General features: G+C 49.4%; 14 protein-coding genes. All 14 read left to right on the top strand.

The features are described from left to right. Nucleotides 1–112 precede the first annotated feature (112 nt). The 14 genes from DWZ76_RS06670 (at nucleotide 113) to nusA (ending at nucleotide 16,673) form a co-directional block, all read left to right on the top strand. Nucleotides 113–1,627 (top strand): sugar ABC transporter ATP-binding protein, encoded by a 1,515-nt coding sequence (locus DWZ76_RS06670; protein WP_118472224.1) that lies wholly within the window; start codon nucleotides 113–115, stop codon nucleotides 1,625–1,627. Between the two features lie 2 nt (nucleotides 1,628–1,629). Further along, entirely contained in the window at nucleotides 1,630–2,688 is a 1,059-nt protein-coding gene (locus DWZ76_RS06665; RefSeq protein ID WP_118472223.1) for an ABC transporter permease, read from the top strand. Between the two features lie 3 nt (nucleotides 2,689–2,691). Beyond that, on the top strand, nucleotides 2,692–3,705 hold the full coding sequence (locus DWZ76_RS06660; protein ID WP_117796234.1) for a sugar ABC transporter permease YjfF: 1,014 nt from the start codon (nucleotides 2,692–2,694) through the stop codon (nucleotides 3,703–3,705). 456 nt (nucleotides 3,706–4,161) lie between these two features. After that, on the top strand, nucleotides 4,162–5,364 hold the full coding sequence (locus DWZ76_RS06655; RefSeq protein ID WP_107000589.1) for a sugar ABC transporter substrate-binding protein: 1,203 nt from the start codon (nucleotides 4,162–4,164) through the stop codon (nucleotides 5,362–5,364). A 137-nt stretch (nucleotides 5,365–5,501) separates the two neighbouring features. Continuing rightward, nucleotides 5,502–6,473, top strand: coding sequence for an ABC transporter permease (locus DWZ76_RS06650; protein ID WP_107000588.1), 972 nt, complete (start codon nucleotides 5,502–5,504; stop codon nucleotides 6,471–6,473). Between the two features lie 18 nt (nucleotides 6,474–6,491). Continuing rightward, nucleotides 6,492–7,991 (top strand): sugar ABC transporter ATP-binding protein, encoded by a 1,500-nt coding sequence (locus tag DWZ76_RS06645; protein WP_118472222.1) that lies wholly within the window; start codon nucleotides 6,492–6,494, stop codon nucleotides 7,989–7,991. 10 nt (nucleotides 7,992–8,001) lie between these two features. Continuing rightward, nucleotides 8,002–8,973 carry an ABC transporter permease gene (locus tag DWZ76_RS06640; RefSeq protein WP_107000586.1) on the top strand — a complete coding sequence of 324 codons (972 nt, stop codon included), beginning with the start codon at nucleotides 8,002–8,004 and terminating at the stop codon, nucleotides 8,971–8,973. 32 nt (nucleotides 8,974–9,005) lie between these two features. Beyond that, complete coding sequence (locus DWZ76_RS06635; protein WP_107000585.1) at nucleotides 9,006–10,118, top strand: GntR family transcriptional regulator; 1,113 nt, start codon at nucleotides 9,006–9,008, stop codon at nucleotides 10,116–10,118. Between the two features lie 23 nt (nucleotides 10,119–10,141). Further along, a complete protein-coding gene (gene araA / locus DWZ76_RS06630) occupies nucleotides 10,142–11,581 on the top strand; it encodes an L-arabinose isomerase (RefSeq protein WP_022358939.1) in 1,440 nt (479 codons plus the stop codon). A 161-nt stretch (nucleotides 11,582–11,742) separates the two neighbouring features. After that, nucleotides 11,743–13,350, top strand: a complete 1,608-nt coding sequence (locus tag DWZ76_RS06625) for an FGGY-family carbohydrate kinase (protein ID WP_118472221.1) — start codon at nucleotides 11,743–11,745, stop codon at nucleotides 13,348–13,350. Between the two features lie 3 nt (nucleotides 13,351–13,353). Beyond that, nucleotides 13,354–14,052, top strand: a complete 699-nt coding sequence (locus tag DWZ76_RS06620; RefSeq protein ID WP_118472220.1) for an L-ribulose-5-phosphate 4-epimerase — start codon at nucleotides 13,354–13,356, stop codon at nucleotides 14,050–14,052. 147 nt (nucleotides 14,053–14,199) lie between these two features. Further along, nucleotides 14,200–14,856: a fructose-6-phosphate aldolase gene (fsa, locus tag DWZ76_RS06615; protein ID WP_022358583.1), complete on the top strand. Its 657-nt coding sequence runs from the start codon at nucleotides 14,200–14,202 to the stop codon at nucleotides 14,854–14,856. Between the two features lie 135 nt (nucleotides 14,857–14,991). Next, nucleotides 14,992–15,459, top strand: a complete 468-nt coding sequence (rimP, locus tag DWZ76_RS06610; RefSeq protein ID WP_118468290.1) for a ribosome maturation factor RimP — start codon at nucleotides 14,992–14,994, stop codon at nucleotides 15,457–15,459. 23 nt (nucleotides 15,460–15,482) lie between these two features. Beyond that, a complete protein-coding gene (gene nusA, locus DWZ76_RS06605) occupies nucleotides 15,483–16,673 on the top strand; it encodes a transcription termination factor NusA (protein ID WP_107000580.1) in 1,191 nt (396 codons plus the stop codon). Nucleotides 16,674–16,748 lie beyond the last annotated feature (75 nt).

The following is a 16,748-nucleotide window of genomic DNA, read 5'->3' as shown; positions in this document are numbered from 1 at the left end:
ACCGGAGGTTTCGGCGGACGGCAGGCACTTGGCAATCAGGAGGCGCGGGGCTGGAGGCTTAGGTTTCCGTCCCTGCGCTTTCTTTTTCAAAAAATAAGGAGGCAAAGCTTTTATGGAAAAGGATTCCGTTCTTGAGATGAGGCATATTTATAAGACATTCCCGGGTGTAAAAGCTCTGCAGAATGTGGATTTTACCTTAAAAAAAGGCGAAATTCATGCCCTGATGGGGGAAAATGGCGCAGGAAAATCCACGCTGATCAAAGTCCTGACGGGTGTAGAGGAGTTTGAAACAGGGGAAATCATGATAGACGGCTGCGATCATGCGATCATCAACCGCAGCCCGCAGGAGGCACAGAACCGGGGCATCAGCACCGTGTATCAGGAAGTCAATCTCTGTCCGAACCTGACGGTTGCAGAGAATCTGTTTATCGGACGCGAACCGCGAAAAGGCGGATTGATTGACTGGAAAACAATGAATAAAAAGGCCAGCAAACTGCTGCAGGACCTTGACATACATGCAGATGTAACACAGACGATCGACAATTATTCGATTGCAATTCAGCAGATGATAGCGATCGCCCGTGCAGTCGATATGTCGGCAAAGGTATTGATTCTTGATGAGCCGACCTCCTCCCTCGATGATGGAGAGGTAGAAAAGCTCTTTAATCTGATGCGCCGCCTGAAATCCGAAGGCGTCGGCATCATATTCGTTACACATTTCCTGGAGCAGGTGTATGCAGTCTGCGATAAGATCACCGTTCTTCGGAATGGGCAGTTGGTAGGACAATTTACGACGGCGGAGCTTCCGAGAGTCCAGCTGGTTGCCAAGATGATGGGAAAGGATTTCGATGATCTGGCAGCGATCAAGGATTCCAAGAGTGAGGAGAAACACGGCGAAGCGGACATCGTCATCAAGGCGGTGGGACTCGGAAAGAAAGGATACATAAAGCCGTTTGATCTGGTGATTCACAAGGGTGAAGTCGTCGGATTTACCGGGCTTCTGGGTTCGGGACGTTCTGAGACGGTCCGTGTTCTCTATGGAGCGGAAAAGCCGGATGAGGGCGAGCTGAGCGTCAAGGGAAGACCGATCGCGGCGCGCCACCCGCTGATTTCGATGAATGCCGGCATGGCATATCTGCCGGAGGATCGGAAAAACGAGGGTATCATCGCGGATCTATCCGTGCGTGAGAACCTGATCATGGCACTTCAGGCAAAACGCGGTATGTTCCACCTGCTCAGCCGCAAGCAGCAGGAAGAATTTACCGATAAATACATTGATATGCTGCAGATTAAGACCGCCAGCCGTGAGACACCGATCAAATCACTCTCCGGCGGCAACCAGCAGAAGGTAATCATCGGACGCTGGCTTCTGACCAACCCGGATTTCCTGATTCTGGACGAGCCGACCCGTGGTATCGACGTCGGAACCAAGACAGAGATTCAGAAACTGGTCGTAAAACTGGCAGAACAGGGCATGGCAGTCGTGTTCATTTCTTCCGAGATCGAGGAGATGCTCCGTACCTGCGACCGCATGGTTGTTATGCGCGATGGTGCAAAGGTAGGAGAACTTTCCGAGGATGAGATGAACCAGTCCAACATCATGTCAACCATTGCAGGAGGACAGTAGCTATGAAAAATATGACGTTCAAAAAAATTACCTCGCAGAGGCTGTTTCTCCCGATTTTCTGCCTTGCGCTGGTATTGCTGGTAAATATCGTCACGACGCCGAACTTCTTCGCGATCGAGGTGCGGAACGGCGTTCTCTACGGATACTTAATCGATATCATCAACCGTGCGTCAGAGCTGGTGATTCTGGCAGTCGGCATGACGCTTGTCGTATCGTCCTCCGCTGGAACGGATATTTCCGTCGGCGCGATCATGGCGGTCAGTGCGGCAGTCTGCTGCAACCTCTTAACCGGCGGCGAGCGCGCAGCAACTGCATATGCCAATCCGCTGATTCTCGGCTTCCTGGCAGCGCTCATCGTCGGCGCGGCGATTGGCTGCTTCAACGGTTTTCTGGTTGCAAAGTTAAACATCCAGCCGATGGTAGCGACTCTTATCATGTTTACCGCCGGGCGCGGTATCGCCCAGCTGATCACGGATGGACAGATCACATACGTGCGCGTGGACAGCTACCGTACCCTGGGCGCTTCCCTTCCGGGATTCCCGGTTCCGACCCCGTTTATCGTGGCGGTCGTCGTTGTGGCGCTGACTTCATTACTCTTGAAGAAAACGGCACTGGGTATGTACATCCAGTCGGTCGGTATCAATAAACGTGCGTCCCAGCTCGTCGGCATCAAGTCGGTTATGATTATTTTCCTTACTTATGCGTACTGTGGACTCTGCTCCGGTCTTTCCGGTCTGATTGCTTCCAGCCGCATCTACTCGGCGGATGCGAATAACATCGGTCTTAATATGGAGCTGGATGCGATTCTGGCAGTTGCCATCGGCGGAAACTCCCTCGGCGGCGGTAAATTCTCGCTGGCAGGTTCCGTCATCGGCGCGTATACGATTCAGGCGCTGACGACCACCTTGTATGCGATGCACGTATCCTCGGATCAGGTTCCGGTTTACAAGGCGATCGTGGTTGTCATCATCGTAGCACTCCAGTCACCGGGATTCGCTAGATGGAGAAAATCTCTGGCACAGAAAAAAGAACTGGGCGCGGCAGGAAAGGAGGCGGCATAAATCATGAAAGAAAAGAAGAAATTAAATCAGAACACGTTCCTGCTTCTTGTCACGATCCTGCTGTTCTTCGTGATGTACGCGATCGGCTGCGTGCTCTTTAATGCACAGGGCTTTGCCAAGACACAGAATTTCTTAAACCTCTTTATTTCCAATGCGGGTCTGATTGTCATCGGTATCGGCATGACGATCGTCATGATCACCGGCGGTATCGATATCAGCGTCGGTTCCTTCGTGGCGATGGGCTGTATGATGTTGGCATGGATGATGGAAAAAGGCGGTATCGGTGCGGTTCCGGCGGTTCTCATCGTGCTGGTGACCGGGATTGTCTTCGGTCTGGTACAGGGATTTCTGGTTGCCTACATGGATATCCAGCCATTCATTGTTACCCTGGCGGGTATGTTCTTTGCCCGCGGCATGACTGCGATCATTTCCAAGGACATGATCAGTATTACGAATGAAACTTTCATGGCATGGGCGAAGATGAAACTTTATATTCCGTTCGGCGGCTATCTCAACAAAAAAGGCATGATGATTTATCCATATATCTATCCGACGGTTGTGATTGCGCTGGTTCTTCTGGTTCTGGCATTTATCATGCTGAAATATACGAAATTTGGACGCAGCATCTATGCGATCGGCGGCAACGAGCAGTCAGCGCTGATGATGGGCTTAAATGTGCGCCGGGTAAAACTAAAAGCCTATATCCTGGACGGTTTCCTTTGCGGCGTCGGCAGTGTCCTGTTCTGTCTGAATACGCTGGGCGGCTTCGTTGAGCAGGCAAAGGGCTTCGAGATGGATGCGATAGCTTCCTCTGTTATCGGCGGCACGCTCTTAACCGGCGGCGTCGGTAATGTATTCGGAACCCTGTTTGGCGTCCTTATCAAGGCGACGATCGAGGCATTTATCACTTTCCAGGGAACCCTTTCTTCCTGGTGGACCCGTATCACGATCGCGGCGCTTTTATGCTTCTTCATCGTGCTTCAGTCGATCCTTGCGATGGTAAAGAAGAAAAAGTAGAAATTCTCTTCCGGAGACAGACAAACCGGCATGAATGTCTGGTATGACAGCATCAAGATAGAACAGTCAAAATGACGGGAAATATCCATGCAAAGAGAGGGAAGACATCTGAAAAAAGTACAGTACATATCAGAAACAATATAAAGATGTATTTTTTTGATTCGACATAATTCGAGAGAAAATCAACAAACCTATACATGATGCATAAATATTTAGCGAAAACAGCCGCTTTAATTTATGCATCATTTGTATTTCGGATAAAAGAATGTCAAAATTAGACGTTAAATTTATAACAATATACAAAATAAAATACAACTTTATGAAAAAATGCTCTTGTATTTACTTGCGCAATTTGTCCTAGATTGTTATAATAAAATTACAAAAAGTTGTGAAAAGCAACAACGCAGTGCGGCTGGGGTGCCGCTTGCAAAGAAAATTTTATGGGAGGTAGTTAGAATGAAAAAAATGTTCAAACGTGCCGCTGCATCCATGACAGCAGCAGCGATGGCAGTGAGCATGACCGCATGCGGCGGCTCTGGAGCAGCAAATGCGACACAGGCAGCAGATGCTTCTGCAGCAGAAGGAAGCGAGGCAGCAGCTTCGACGATCGACAACAAAGACATCAAGATCGGTGTTTCCATCTGGTCCTCCACCGATGTACTTGGTTCCCAGTGTAAGCTGATCATCGACGAGGCAGCAAAGGCTCTGGGCGTTCAGGTTCAGTATGTTGACCAGGGTCATGTGTCGGAGAAGGTTACCGCATCCGTAGAGCAGTTAGCAGCAGCAGGATGCCAGGGTATCATCATCTGCAACTCTTCTGATACAGAGATGACATCCGCTATTAAGACATGTAATGACAATAAAGTATATCTGGCACAGTTCTTCCGTGTTATCAGCCAGGAGAACAGCAAGGATATCTATGATTTAGCAACCGCATCACCATACTACATCGGCGCTGTTCATGAGAACGAGCCGGAGAACGGTGAAAAATTAGTTCAGATTCTTCTGGACAAGGGCGACAGAAACATCGGTCTGATCGGCTGGGAGCAGGGCGACGCTACCTGGCTTGGCAGATGGGAAGGCTACAAAGCTGGTGTTGAGAAATGGAACGCAGAGCATCCGGATGATCAGGCAAAACTGTCTGAGCCGCAGTACGCAGGTACTTCTTCTGAGGGTGGTTCCAAGGCAGCAGAGGCTCTGATGTCCGCAGATCCGACTCTGGATGCACTGATTCCGGCAGGCGGCGGCGGTGACCCGCTTCAGGGCGCTATCGCAGCAGTTGAGCGTGCAGGCAAGACTCAGGATATCGACATCGTTTCCACGGACTTCCTTCCGGATCTGGGCGAGAGACTTGAAAATGGTTCTATGGCCGGTGAGTCCGGTGGACATTACTGCGATCCGCTTATCGCTTTCATGATGGTTTACAACGCAATCAAGGGCAACTACACAGGTATCGAGGGTAACTTCGAGGATGTTCCGTTCCCGTATCTGTATGTATCTTCTCCGGACGACTACAAAGCATATGAGCAGTACTTCGTAGATCAGCTTCCATACACCGATGAGGAACTGGTAGCTATGTCCGAGCTTAGCCTGGATGACCTGAAAGCAACTGCAGCTGGTATCTCCATCGAGGATGCTGCACAGAGAGCAGGCAACTAATTAGTTCAGAAACTGATTCAAATTATAGAATTTTAAGAGGCTGAATGTAATAGAAAAGGCCGGTATCGCACGGCGCGATGCCGGTCTTTTCTTTAAAAGAAAAAAGAAACTGAGCAGTTATGAATGAGGTATAAAATATGGGTTCTTCTGTTGTTGAAACAACCGGAAAGAAAAAACTTTCGGGAACTGCCAAGGGTTATATCATCCTGGTGGGTTTGGTAGTGCTTTCCTGGGCGATTTTTAAAGCTCTGACGCCGGGCAATTTTGGTTCTCCGGCCAATATGCTGAGTTATTTTCAGGCCAGCCTGATCGCGACGGTTGGTGCTGTTGGTTTTTACTTTGTTATGGTTATGGGTATGTTCGATTTTTCCATCGGCGCGAACATCATGCTTTCAGCGATTGTAGGCTGTGTATTTGCCTCTCGTTTCGGCATGGGATATGCCGGTCTTATCATCGGCAGCGTGCTGACTGGTACGATTGTCGGACTTTTAAACGGTGTTTTTTATGTAAAACTCCGTATCCCGTCCATGATTGTAACGACGGGTCTGGCTCTTATCTATGAGTCGGTTGCCAACTACATCGCAGGCGGCGTGGAGCAGACGCTTCCGTCCAACCTCCGTGCATTCGGACAGATGCCCTGGAACATTATTCTGGCACTTCTGGCATGTGTGGCAGCTTACATTTTCTTAAATTATACAAAGATTGGGACTTATACATATGCGATCGGCAGCAACGAGTTCGTAGCGAAAAACATGGGTATCAATGTCAATAAGTACAAAGTGCTTGCATTTATTTTGAGCGGCGCATTTTTAGGTGTTATGGCTATTTTGACGATCAGCTATGGTTCCTCTATGGTAGCGGTAACCGGTATGGCGTCGATGAGCCGTAACTTCGTTCCGACGATGGGATGCTTCTTCGGTCTGGCATTTAAGAAATATGGTATGCCGCTGCAGGCGATTGTCATCGGAGAGTTCGTTATCAACATTATTTTCTTTGGTTTCATCGCGATGGGCGCACCGACAGCAATTCAGGACGTTATCACAGGTCTGGCACTGTTAATCATAATCACGCTGACCACAAAAGCGGAAAAAGGCGAGATTGTCAAGTAAATCGAGGGAGGAAATGCAATGAGCGAGGTAAGATTACAGGTAAAAAATCTTTGCAAGTCCTTCGGTATCACGAAGGCAGTTCAGAATGTGTCTTTTAATGTCAATAAAGGCGAGGTTCACGCGCTGATCGGAGAGAATGGTTCCGGTAAATCGACGCTGACCAACATGCTGACCGGCATCTACAGTATCGGAAGCGGTACCTTCATTCTGGATGGGAAAGAGATTCATCCGAAGAATCAGGTAGAAGCCAACAACGAGGGTGTTTCTATCATCGTACAGGAGTTAGGAACCTTGTCAGGACTTACAGTAGCGGAAAATATATTCCTGGGACACGAAGATCAGTTCGTACATATGGGAATTAAAAATACAAATGCCATGAATAAAAAGGCGACGGAGCTTCTGAAACAGTACGGCTTCGAGCGTATCAAGGCGGCAGACATTATCGACAACTACAATTTCGAGGACCGGAAGCTGGTCGAGATCGTAAAGGCGACCTACTTCAATCCGAAGATTGTTGTCATTGATGAGACGACCACGGCACTTTCCCAGGAAGGCCGTGAAGAACTTTACAAACACATGAACCGCATCCGTGAGAGCGGCAACACAGTCATCTTTATCTCCCATGACCTTCCGGAGATTCTGGAGAAGTCAGATACCATCACGATCCTGCGCGACGGCGTTTACATTGATACCGTCAAGAGCAAGGATGTGACCGAGGACGATCTGAAACGTCTGATGGTAGGCCGTGAGGTAACAGGTGATTATTACCGTGCAGATTACGGTGAGAAAGTATCAGATGAAGTCGTTCTTTCTGTTAAGAACGTGACGGTTCCGGGACTCATCGAGGATGTCAGTTTTGAACTTCACAAGGGCGAGATCCTTGGCTTTGGCGGTCTGTCTGAGTCCGGTATGCATGAGATCGGCAAAGCAATCTTTGGCGCATCCTATGACAGAACCGGTACGGTAGAGCTGGCAGACGGAACGCAGATTAACGATATCCCGAGCGCGATCAAGCACAGCATCGCGTATACATCGAAGGATCGTGATAATGAGTCGGTCGTTTTAAACCAGAGCATTGGCGACAACATCTGCCTGCCGTCCCTGGATTCGCTGGCAAACAAGATTCACCTGTTGAGCGATAAGAAATTAAGAGAATTTTCCAACCAGTTTGCAAAACAGATGTCCGTTAAGATGGTAAACGTAAACCAGTTCGTTTCGGAGCTTTCTGGTGGTAATAAGCAGAAGGTCGTTCTGGCAAGATGGATTGGAAAAGATTCCGATATTGTCGTTCTCGACAGTCCGACCCGTGGTATTGATATTAAGGTTAAACAGGACATTTACCAGTTAATGAACCAGATGAGAAAGAATGGAAAATCGATTATCATGATTTCCGAGGAGCTGATGGAGCTGATTGGTATGTGCGACCGCATCATTATCATGAAGGACGGCAAGATCAGCGGTGAGCTGGAACGTGATGAGGCGATGGATGAGAACAGCCTGATCACGATGATGGTATAAGGAGGATGCAATGGAGAATCAAGTTAAGACAAGTACGGAAAATAAAGAGCAGCAGCTCAAAAAGTTATCAAAAATGACGATGATCCGTTCGCTTCTGCCGATTGCGGGACTGATTATTATCTTTCTTATGTTCAATGCCCTGACGAATTTCCGGATGATGAATAACCTTCCTCTGGTACTTTCCCAGGTGTATGTCACTATGATTTCGGCAACCGGCGTATTCTTTATCATGACGATGGGCGGTCTGGATTTCTCCCAGGGTTCCATCCTTGGTATTGCATCGATTGTTGTCTGCATGGTTTCCAAGACCAGCATTCCACTGGCGATTGTGGCAGGTATCGCGGTTGGTGCAGCGATCGGTGCCATCAACGGTTACTTCTATGTATACCGCAAGATTAAATCCTTCATCGTTACGATTTGTACGATGTTCTTATTCCGTGGATTTATCAAATATCTGACGACCAACGCGCCGGTAGCCGGCTCTGCGATGTTAATCAACTTCGACAGCACTGAATTAAAGCTGGCTTGTACGTTGGTGGTCCTGATTATCGGATTTATTTTATTCCGCTTTACCAAGTTTGGTACTTATTTAAAGGCGATCGGAGCAGGTGAGAAAGCAGCGATGTTCTCCGGCATCCGTACCGACCGCATGAAGTTCCTTATCTACACACTGGCAGGTGCGATCACAGGATTTGCCGCATTTATCAATGTTATCAAGGTTGGTTCGGTTACTTCTTCCGGTGGTAACCAGCTTGAGACCCAGATCCTGATTGCACTGGTACTGGGCGGTATGCCGATTTCCGGTGGTGCGAAGGTACGTTTTGAGAATATCATCGTTGGTTCTCTTCTGTACATCGTCCTGAACAGTGGTCTGACGATGATGGGCTTTACCACACAGATGATGCAGCTCATCCAGGGTGTTGTATTCCTGATATTCGTAGCTGTATTCGCAGACCGTCAGTCTCTGCAGGTTATCAAATAGGACAGACAAAAGCGACATCTGGAGGTTACAGTATGAGGGAGAACAGCAGCCGGAATCAGGGTGGACTTAAATATCAGAAGCTCTACAACTGGGGTCGGACGCTGATTATGAGCGGGGTGCTCCGGAATATGGACAAGTTTCCATCCGAGCATATGCTCCAGAATAAATTTGGATACTCCCGCCAGACGGTCCGCAACGCGCTCGACCGCCTGGAGCAGGACGGGCTGATTGCCCGGGTCAAGGGAAGCGGCACATACGTTTCCTATGCGCCGGAGAAGGATAAGGAAGAACGTCCCCGCATCGGACTGATTCTCAGTTATTTTTCAGATTACCTGTTTCCGCAGGTGTACGAGGGAATCGAGTCCGTCCTGCGGGAGGAAGGTTATGAGATCAGCGTTTCGGTCACGCGTAACCGCTTAAATGATGAGGCCCTGTATCTCAAGGGGATGCTGGGGCGCAATGTGTCCGGACTCATCATCGAGGGGACGCGTTCCAGTTTCCCGAATCCGAATCTGCGGCTTTACAAGGAGATACGGCGGAGAAATATTCCGACGCTGTTTATTCACAATCATTACCAGAATGAGACGTTTGACAGCGTGGAGATGTCGGATGCGCGCGCGGGCTATGAGTTGACGCGGATTTTGATACAGAACGGACATACCCGGATCGGCGGTATTTTCAAATACGATGACTGGCAGGGGATCGAGCGTTACCGCGGCTTTATCGAGTGCCTGTCGGATTTCGGGATCGATTTCCAGGAGGACTGGATCCGCTGGTATTCGACCCGGGATATGGAAGAAAAATTAAGCAAAAAAGGACTCCAGCGGATGTACCGCCGGACGAAGGACTGTACCGCGATGATCCTCTACAACGACGAGGTAGCGGGCAGCTATATGGATTTTTTAAAGGACCGCGGACTGCGCGTGCCGGAAGATATTTCCCTGGTATCGTTTGATGATGCCGGACCGGTGCAGGAGGGGGATCTCACGATCTTGTCCGTGATTCATCCCAAGTACAATCTTGGGCGGCTGACAGCGCGCAATCTTCTGCGGATGATAGAGGATTCGGATTGGCAGGAAAAGAAGTATTCGTACCGGTTTCCGGTGATGTTTAACAACGGAAATTCGGTTCGGGATATACATTGAAAATGACAAGGAGGCAGATTAAAATGAAAAAGTTATACTTTATTGTGGGTTCCCAGGACTTATACGGAGAGGAATGCCTGAAACAGGTTGCAGAAGACAGCCGTCAGATGGTTGCATTCTTAAACGAAAAAGTGGGCGATCTGGCAGAGATCGAACTTCTTCCAACCGTAGAGACTTCTGAAATCTGTATTCAGGATATGCGGAAAGCTTCCAATGATGATGACTGTGTCGGCGTTATCACATGGATGCACACCTTCTCCCCTGCAAAAATGTGGATCAAGGGTCTGCAGGAATTAAGAAAACCGCTGCTTCATTTACATACACAGGCAAATGAGAAGCTTCCGTATGATGAGATCGACATGGATTTCATGAACCTGAACCAGTCCGCACATGGCGACCGTGAGTACGGCTTCATCGTTGCCAGAATGGGTATTCCGCATGAGGTTGTAGCTGGATATTACAAACATGATGATGTGGTAGCAAAGATCCGCCAGTTTGCATCCGTTGCAAAGGCTATCTCCTACTCCAAGTCCTTAAAGGTGGCTTCCTTCGGCAACAATATGCGCGAGGTGGCGGTTACCGACGGCGACCGCGTAGAGAGCCAGATCAAATACGGCTGGGAGTGTAACTATTACGCACTGGGCGATCTGGTTGACATCATCAACCAGGTAACCGAGGAAGAGATCGACGCGAAGATGAAAGAGTATACCGATAAGTATACAATGAAGACCGACCGCATTGATTCTGTCCGCGAGCAGGCTAAATATGAAGTGGGTCTGGAAAAATTTCTCTCCGCGAACGGAATCGGCGCATTTGCTGATACATTCCAGGATCTGCACGGCTTAAAGCAGCTTCCGGGTATCGCAGCACAGAACCTGATGGGCAAAGGCATCGGCTTTGGTCCGGAGGGTGATTACAAGATTTCCGCTCTGTCTGCAGTCCTGATGAAGATGTCCGAGGGCAAAGAGGGAGCAACCGGATTTATCGAGGATTATACCTACGATCTGACTCCGGGACAGGAGTTAGAGTTAGCTTCCCATATGCTGGAGGTTCCGCCGGCATTTGCAGCAACCAAACCGGAGATTGATGTAATTCCGCTGGGTATCGGCGGCAAGGAGGATCCGGCAAGACTGATCTTTGACGGCGTGACCGGCGATGGTATCCAGGTAACGATGGTAGATATGGGCGACCATTTCCGCATCATCTGTGCAGATATTGAGCTTGTAAAACAGCCGAAACCGATGCCAAAACTTCCGGTAGCGAGAATTATGTACCGTCATAAACCGAACTTCCAGATCGGTACGGCTGCATGGTGCTACGCAGGCGGCGCTCATCACTCCGTTGTATCTACCGCTCTGACAAGAGATGACATCGCTATGTTCGCGCGTCTGACCGGTACCGAGTTAATTACAATCGGCGAAGATACGACAGAGGCTGATTTACAGAAATTCTTTATGAAATAATAGGGCGTTTGAAAGATAAAAATTTTTGAAAAAGACGTAACTGCATAAGTTTTTGCCACAACTGTGAAAATAGAATAGTTATGAATGACGGGGCGTGCCGCAGCCAAGGGGATGAAAATTCCGGCGGCGGTGCGCTTTTTGCTACAATGAGGAGGATGGATATGGGCCGCAGTGCGGAAGAGATCAAGAAAGACATAGAGAGCGGAAATACAGCGCTCGGAATTGAATTTGGTTCGACCCGAATCAAGGCAGTCTTGACGGACGGCACGACCGCGCCGATCGCGCAGGGGAGCTATGAGTGGGAAAACCGTCTGGAAAATGGTATCTGGACCTATTCCCTGGAAGATATCTGGAAAGGCTTAAAGGACTGCTACGCGGATCTGGCTGCCGATGTGAAGAAACAATACGGTTTAACGCTTAAAAAGGTTGGTGCGATGGGCGTCAGCGCCATGATGCACGGCTATATGGCATTTGATGCGGACGGAAAACTGCTCGTTCCGTTCCGTACCTGGAGAAATACGATGACCGCCGAGGCAGCAAGACGCCTGACGGATCTGTTTAACTACAATATCCCGCAGAGATGGAGTATTGCACACCTGTATCAGGCGGTAATCAACGGCGAGGAGCATGTATCCCGCGTGCATTTTCTGACCACCTTAGCCGGATATGTACATTGGAAACTGACCGGTAAGCAGGTACTTGGCGTCGGCGATGCTTCGGGTATGTTCCCGATCGACCCGGCAACCGGACAGTATGATGCTGAAATGCTGGATAAATTCGAAGAAATGATGGTTCCGAAGGGATATCCGTGGAAGCTGCGCGACCTTCTGCCGGAGGTTCTGAGCGCTGGCGATGAGGCGGGAACGCTGACTGAGGAAGGCGCGAAGCTGCTGGATGAGAGCGGCAATCTGGAAGCTGGCATTCCGCTGTGCCCGCCGGAGGGCGATGCAGGAACCGGTATGACTGCAACCAATAGTGTGGCAGTCCGCACCGGTAACGTATCTGCCGGAACTTCCGTATTTGCAATGGTTGTTCTGGAAAAGACTCTGGAGACGGTTCACCAGGAGATTGACATGGTAACTACGCCGGACGGTCATCTGGTCGGCATGGTTCACTGCAACAACTGTACCTCCGATCTGAATGCCTGGGTAGGTCTGTTTGAAGAGTTCTATGAGCTGATGGGTCAGAAAACAGACCGCAACACCCTGTTTGGAACCCTGTACCGCAAGGCGCTTGAGGGCGATGAAGATTGCGGAGGACTGATGTCCTACTGCTACCTCTCCGGCGAGCCGATCACCGACTTCGAGGAGGGACGCCCGCTGTTTATGCGCCATCCCGACAGCAAGCTGGGACTGGCAAACTTCATGCGTACCCACTTATACAGTTCCCTGGCAACCCTGAAATATGGTCTGGACATTCTGTTCAAGGAAGAGCACGTGACACTGGATAAACTGATGGGTCATGGCGGATTCTTCAAGACCAAGGGTGTTGGACAGCGTATCATGGCGGCAGCGGCTGACGTGCCGGTATCCGTTATGGAGACAGCCGGTGAGGGCGGTGCCTGGGGTATCGCGGTTCTGGCGGCGTACCGCAAGGATAAGAAGCCGGGACAGAGCTTGTCCGATTACTTAAATGAGCAGGTGTTTGCAGATGCAAAGGCGGAGACGATGGAGCCGAATGCAAAGGATGTCGAGGGCTTCAATGCGTTTATGACAAGCTATATCAATGGTCTGGCTGCCGAGAGAGGCGCCGTAGAAGGAAGGTTTTAATCGATGCTGGAAGAATTAAAAAAAGAAGTATACGAAGCCAATATGCTGCTTCCGAAATACGGTCTGGTTACTTTTACCTGGGGCAATGTTTCCGGGATTGACCGTGAGAAGGGGCTGTTTGTCATCAAACCGTCTGGCGTGGACTATGACAAACTGACGCCAGATGATATGGTTGTCATGGATCTGGAAGGAAATCGCGTTGAGGGAACGCTGAATCCGTCCTCTGATACAAAAACCCACCTGATTCTTTATAACCGTTTTCCGAAGATCGGCGGCGTGGTTCACACGCACAGTCCGTGGGCGACTTCCTGGGCGCAGGCGGGACGCGACATTCCGTGCTACGGAACGACCCATGCAGATTATATCTACGGTTCCGTTCCATGCGCGAGAAACTTAAATGAGGAAGAATTAAAGAATTATGAGTGGAACACAGGCGTGCTGATCGCAGATTTGTTCGAGGAGAGGAAGCTTGACCCGATGGCTGTGCCATGTGTGCTCTGCAAGAACCATGGACCGTTTACCTGGGGCAAGGATGCCCATGAGGCGGTTCACAACGCGGTTGTACTCGAGGAGGTTGCCAAGATGGCGGCGCGCTGCGAGATGATCAATCCGGATGTGAAGGAAGCGCCGCAGTGCCTGCAGGATAAACATTATCTGCGGAAGCATGGCCCGGGGGCGTATTACGGACAGGGGGATTTGTAGTTACTGGGCACGTATGCGTGAACAGTAACAATTTGTAAAATATAGATTCAAGTATGGAAATAGATGGGACAAGTATGGTATACTTATGTATAGCAGATATAGGAGATACTGGCTATCTATCTTATAAAAATTAGGAGGATATGGGAAATGAAATTTTTTATTGATACCGCGAATGTTGATGAGATCCGTGAAGCGAATGATATGGGTATTATCTGTGGCGTTACCACAAACCCGTCTCTGATTGCAAAAGAAGGCCGTGATTTTAATGAGGTTATCAAAGAGATCACCAGCATTGTAGACGGACCGATTTCCGGTGAGGTTAAGGCTACGACTGTGAAGGCAGAGGATATGATCGCTGAGGGCCGTGAGATCGCTAAGATTCATCCGAACATGGTTGTTAAAATCCCGATGACTACCGAGGGCTTAAAGGCTGTGAAAGCTCTGTCCGCTGAGGGCATCAAGACCAATGTAACCCTGATCTTTACTGCCAACCAGGCACTTCTGGCTGCAAGAGCAGGCGCTACATACGTTTCTCCGTTCTTAGGCCGTCTGGATGACATCTCCACCAACGGTACAGACCTGATTTACGATATCGTAGAGATCTTTGACAATTATCCGGAGATTTCCACCGAGATTATCTGTGCTTCCACCAGACATCCGATGCACATCATCGAGTGCGCGAAGGCTGGCGCTGACATCGCAACTGTTCCGTTTAAGGTTCTGATGCAGATGGTAAAACACCCGCTGACCGATGCTGGTATCGAGAAATTCAAAGCAGATTATGAGGCTGTATTCGGTAAATAAAGAGAAACAATAGGAAATACCTCTTGAACTTCCGAAAAAAGCATGTTATACTAGGCACGATAACATAATAGACTGACTGGAAAGAGTGGACAAAAAAGTCCACTCTTTCTAATTTCATAGAAAGGTGGTGGGGGTATGGCAAAGGGAGAGCAGTACGAAGCACGGGTAGAGGCGTGGATCACGCCGGTTCTGGAGCAGCATCAGTTTGAGTTGGTTGATGTGGAGTATGTCCGCGAGGTCGGTGTCTGGTATCTGCGGTGCTACATTGACAAAGAGGGCGGTATTACCGTTGATGACTGCGAGGTAATCAGCCGTCTGCTTGGTGAATGGCTGGATAAGGAAGATTTCATCGAGGACAGCTATATATTGGAGGTGAGTTCTCCGGGACTGGGACGTCCTCTGAAGAAAGAGAAAGATTTTGCAAGAAGCATCGGCAAAGATGTGGAGATCCGCCTGTATAAAGCGATCGACAAACAGAAGGAATTTACAGGAACGCTTACGTCCTATGACGCAGATTCTGTGACAATCACGATGGAGGACGGCAGCGAGCGTACATTTGAAAAATCAGAGATTGCTTTGATTCGTTTAGCCTTTGATTTTTAGACGGTAGGAGGAGATAAAATAAAATGAATAAAGAGTTGATTGAGGCAATAAATCTGCTGGAAAAAGAAAACAATATCAGCAAAGATGTTCTTTTAGAAGCAATTGAAAATTCTCTGCTGACAGCATACAAAAACAATTATGGCCGGGCAGATAATGTCAAGGTAAACATCAACCGTGAAACAGGAGATTTTTCCATCGTGGCAGAGCGTGAGGTTGTGGAGACCGTAGAGGATCCGATGACCCAGGTAAGCCTGGCAGAGGCAAAGCTCTTAAACAGCAAGTATGAGCTGGGCGATGTCGTTCAGTTCTCTGTCAATTCCAAGGAGTTTGGACGTATCGCCGTTCAGAACGCGAAGAATGTTATCTTACAGAAACTTCGTGAGGCAGAGCGCAACGCCCTGTATGAGGAGTGGCACTGCAGAGAGAAAGATATCGTAACTGGTATCGTACAGCGCTATGTAGGACGCAACATCAGCATCAACTTAGGCAAGATCGACACGATCCTGAACGAGAGTGAGCAGGTAAAGGGCGAGGTATTCAAACCGACCGAGCGTATCAAACTGTATGTCATCGAAGTAAAAGAGACACAGCGCGACCCGCGTATCACCGTATCCAGAAGCCATCCAGATCTGGTAAAACGCCTTTTTGAGTCTGAGGTTGCCGAGGTCCGAGACGGTACCGTAGAGATCAAGGCGATCGCACGTGAGGCAGGTTCCCGTACGAAGATGGCAGTCAGCTCCAACGACCCGAACGTCGATCCGGTCGGTGCATGTGTCGGCTTAAACGGCGCGCGTGTCAGCGCGGTTGTCAATGAGCTGCGCGGTGAGAAGATCGATATCATCAACTGGGATGACAACCCTGCATTCCTGATTGAGAACGCATTAAGCCCGGCAAAGGTTATCCTGGTTGCAGCAGATGAGGAAGCACGCGAGGCACAGGTGATCGTTCCGGATTACCAGCTTTCCCTGGCAATCGGTAAAGAGGGTCAGAATGCACGCCTGGCAGCCCGCCTGACCGGCTTCAAGATCGATATCAAGAGCGAGACACAGGCAAGAGAGTCCGGTCTTTTAGATGAGCTTGAGAGCGGTTATGAGGAAGGCTTCGAGGGCTACACCGATGACCCGCTGATCAGCGTGGCAGAGGAAGACGCAGCCGAGGCAGCAGAAAATGAGGCGGCTGAGGGCACAGAAGAGCCGGCAGCGGAGCAGGAATAATCCTGACAGATAATGTGCGGGGATGCTGATTTCGGGCGGAACGAGCAGATTTGGCAGAAAGAAAGCAGCAGAACC

Source organism: Clostridium sp. AF35-15, assembly GCF_003477745.1.
Taxonomy (GTDB): domain Bacteria; phylum Bacillota; class Clostridia; order Lachnospirales; family Lachnospiraceae; genus Otoolea; species Otoolea fessa.
Note: the sequence above shows the minus strand (reverse complement) of the source record. Positions and strands in the feature narration are given on the sequence as shown.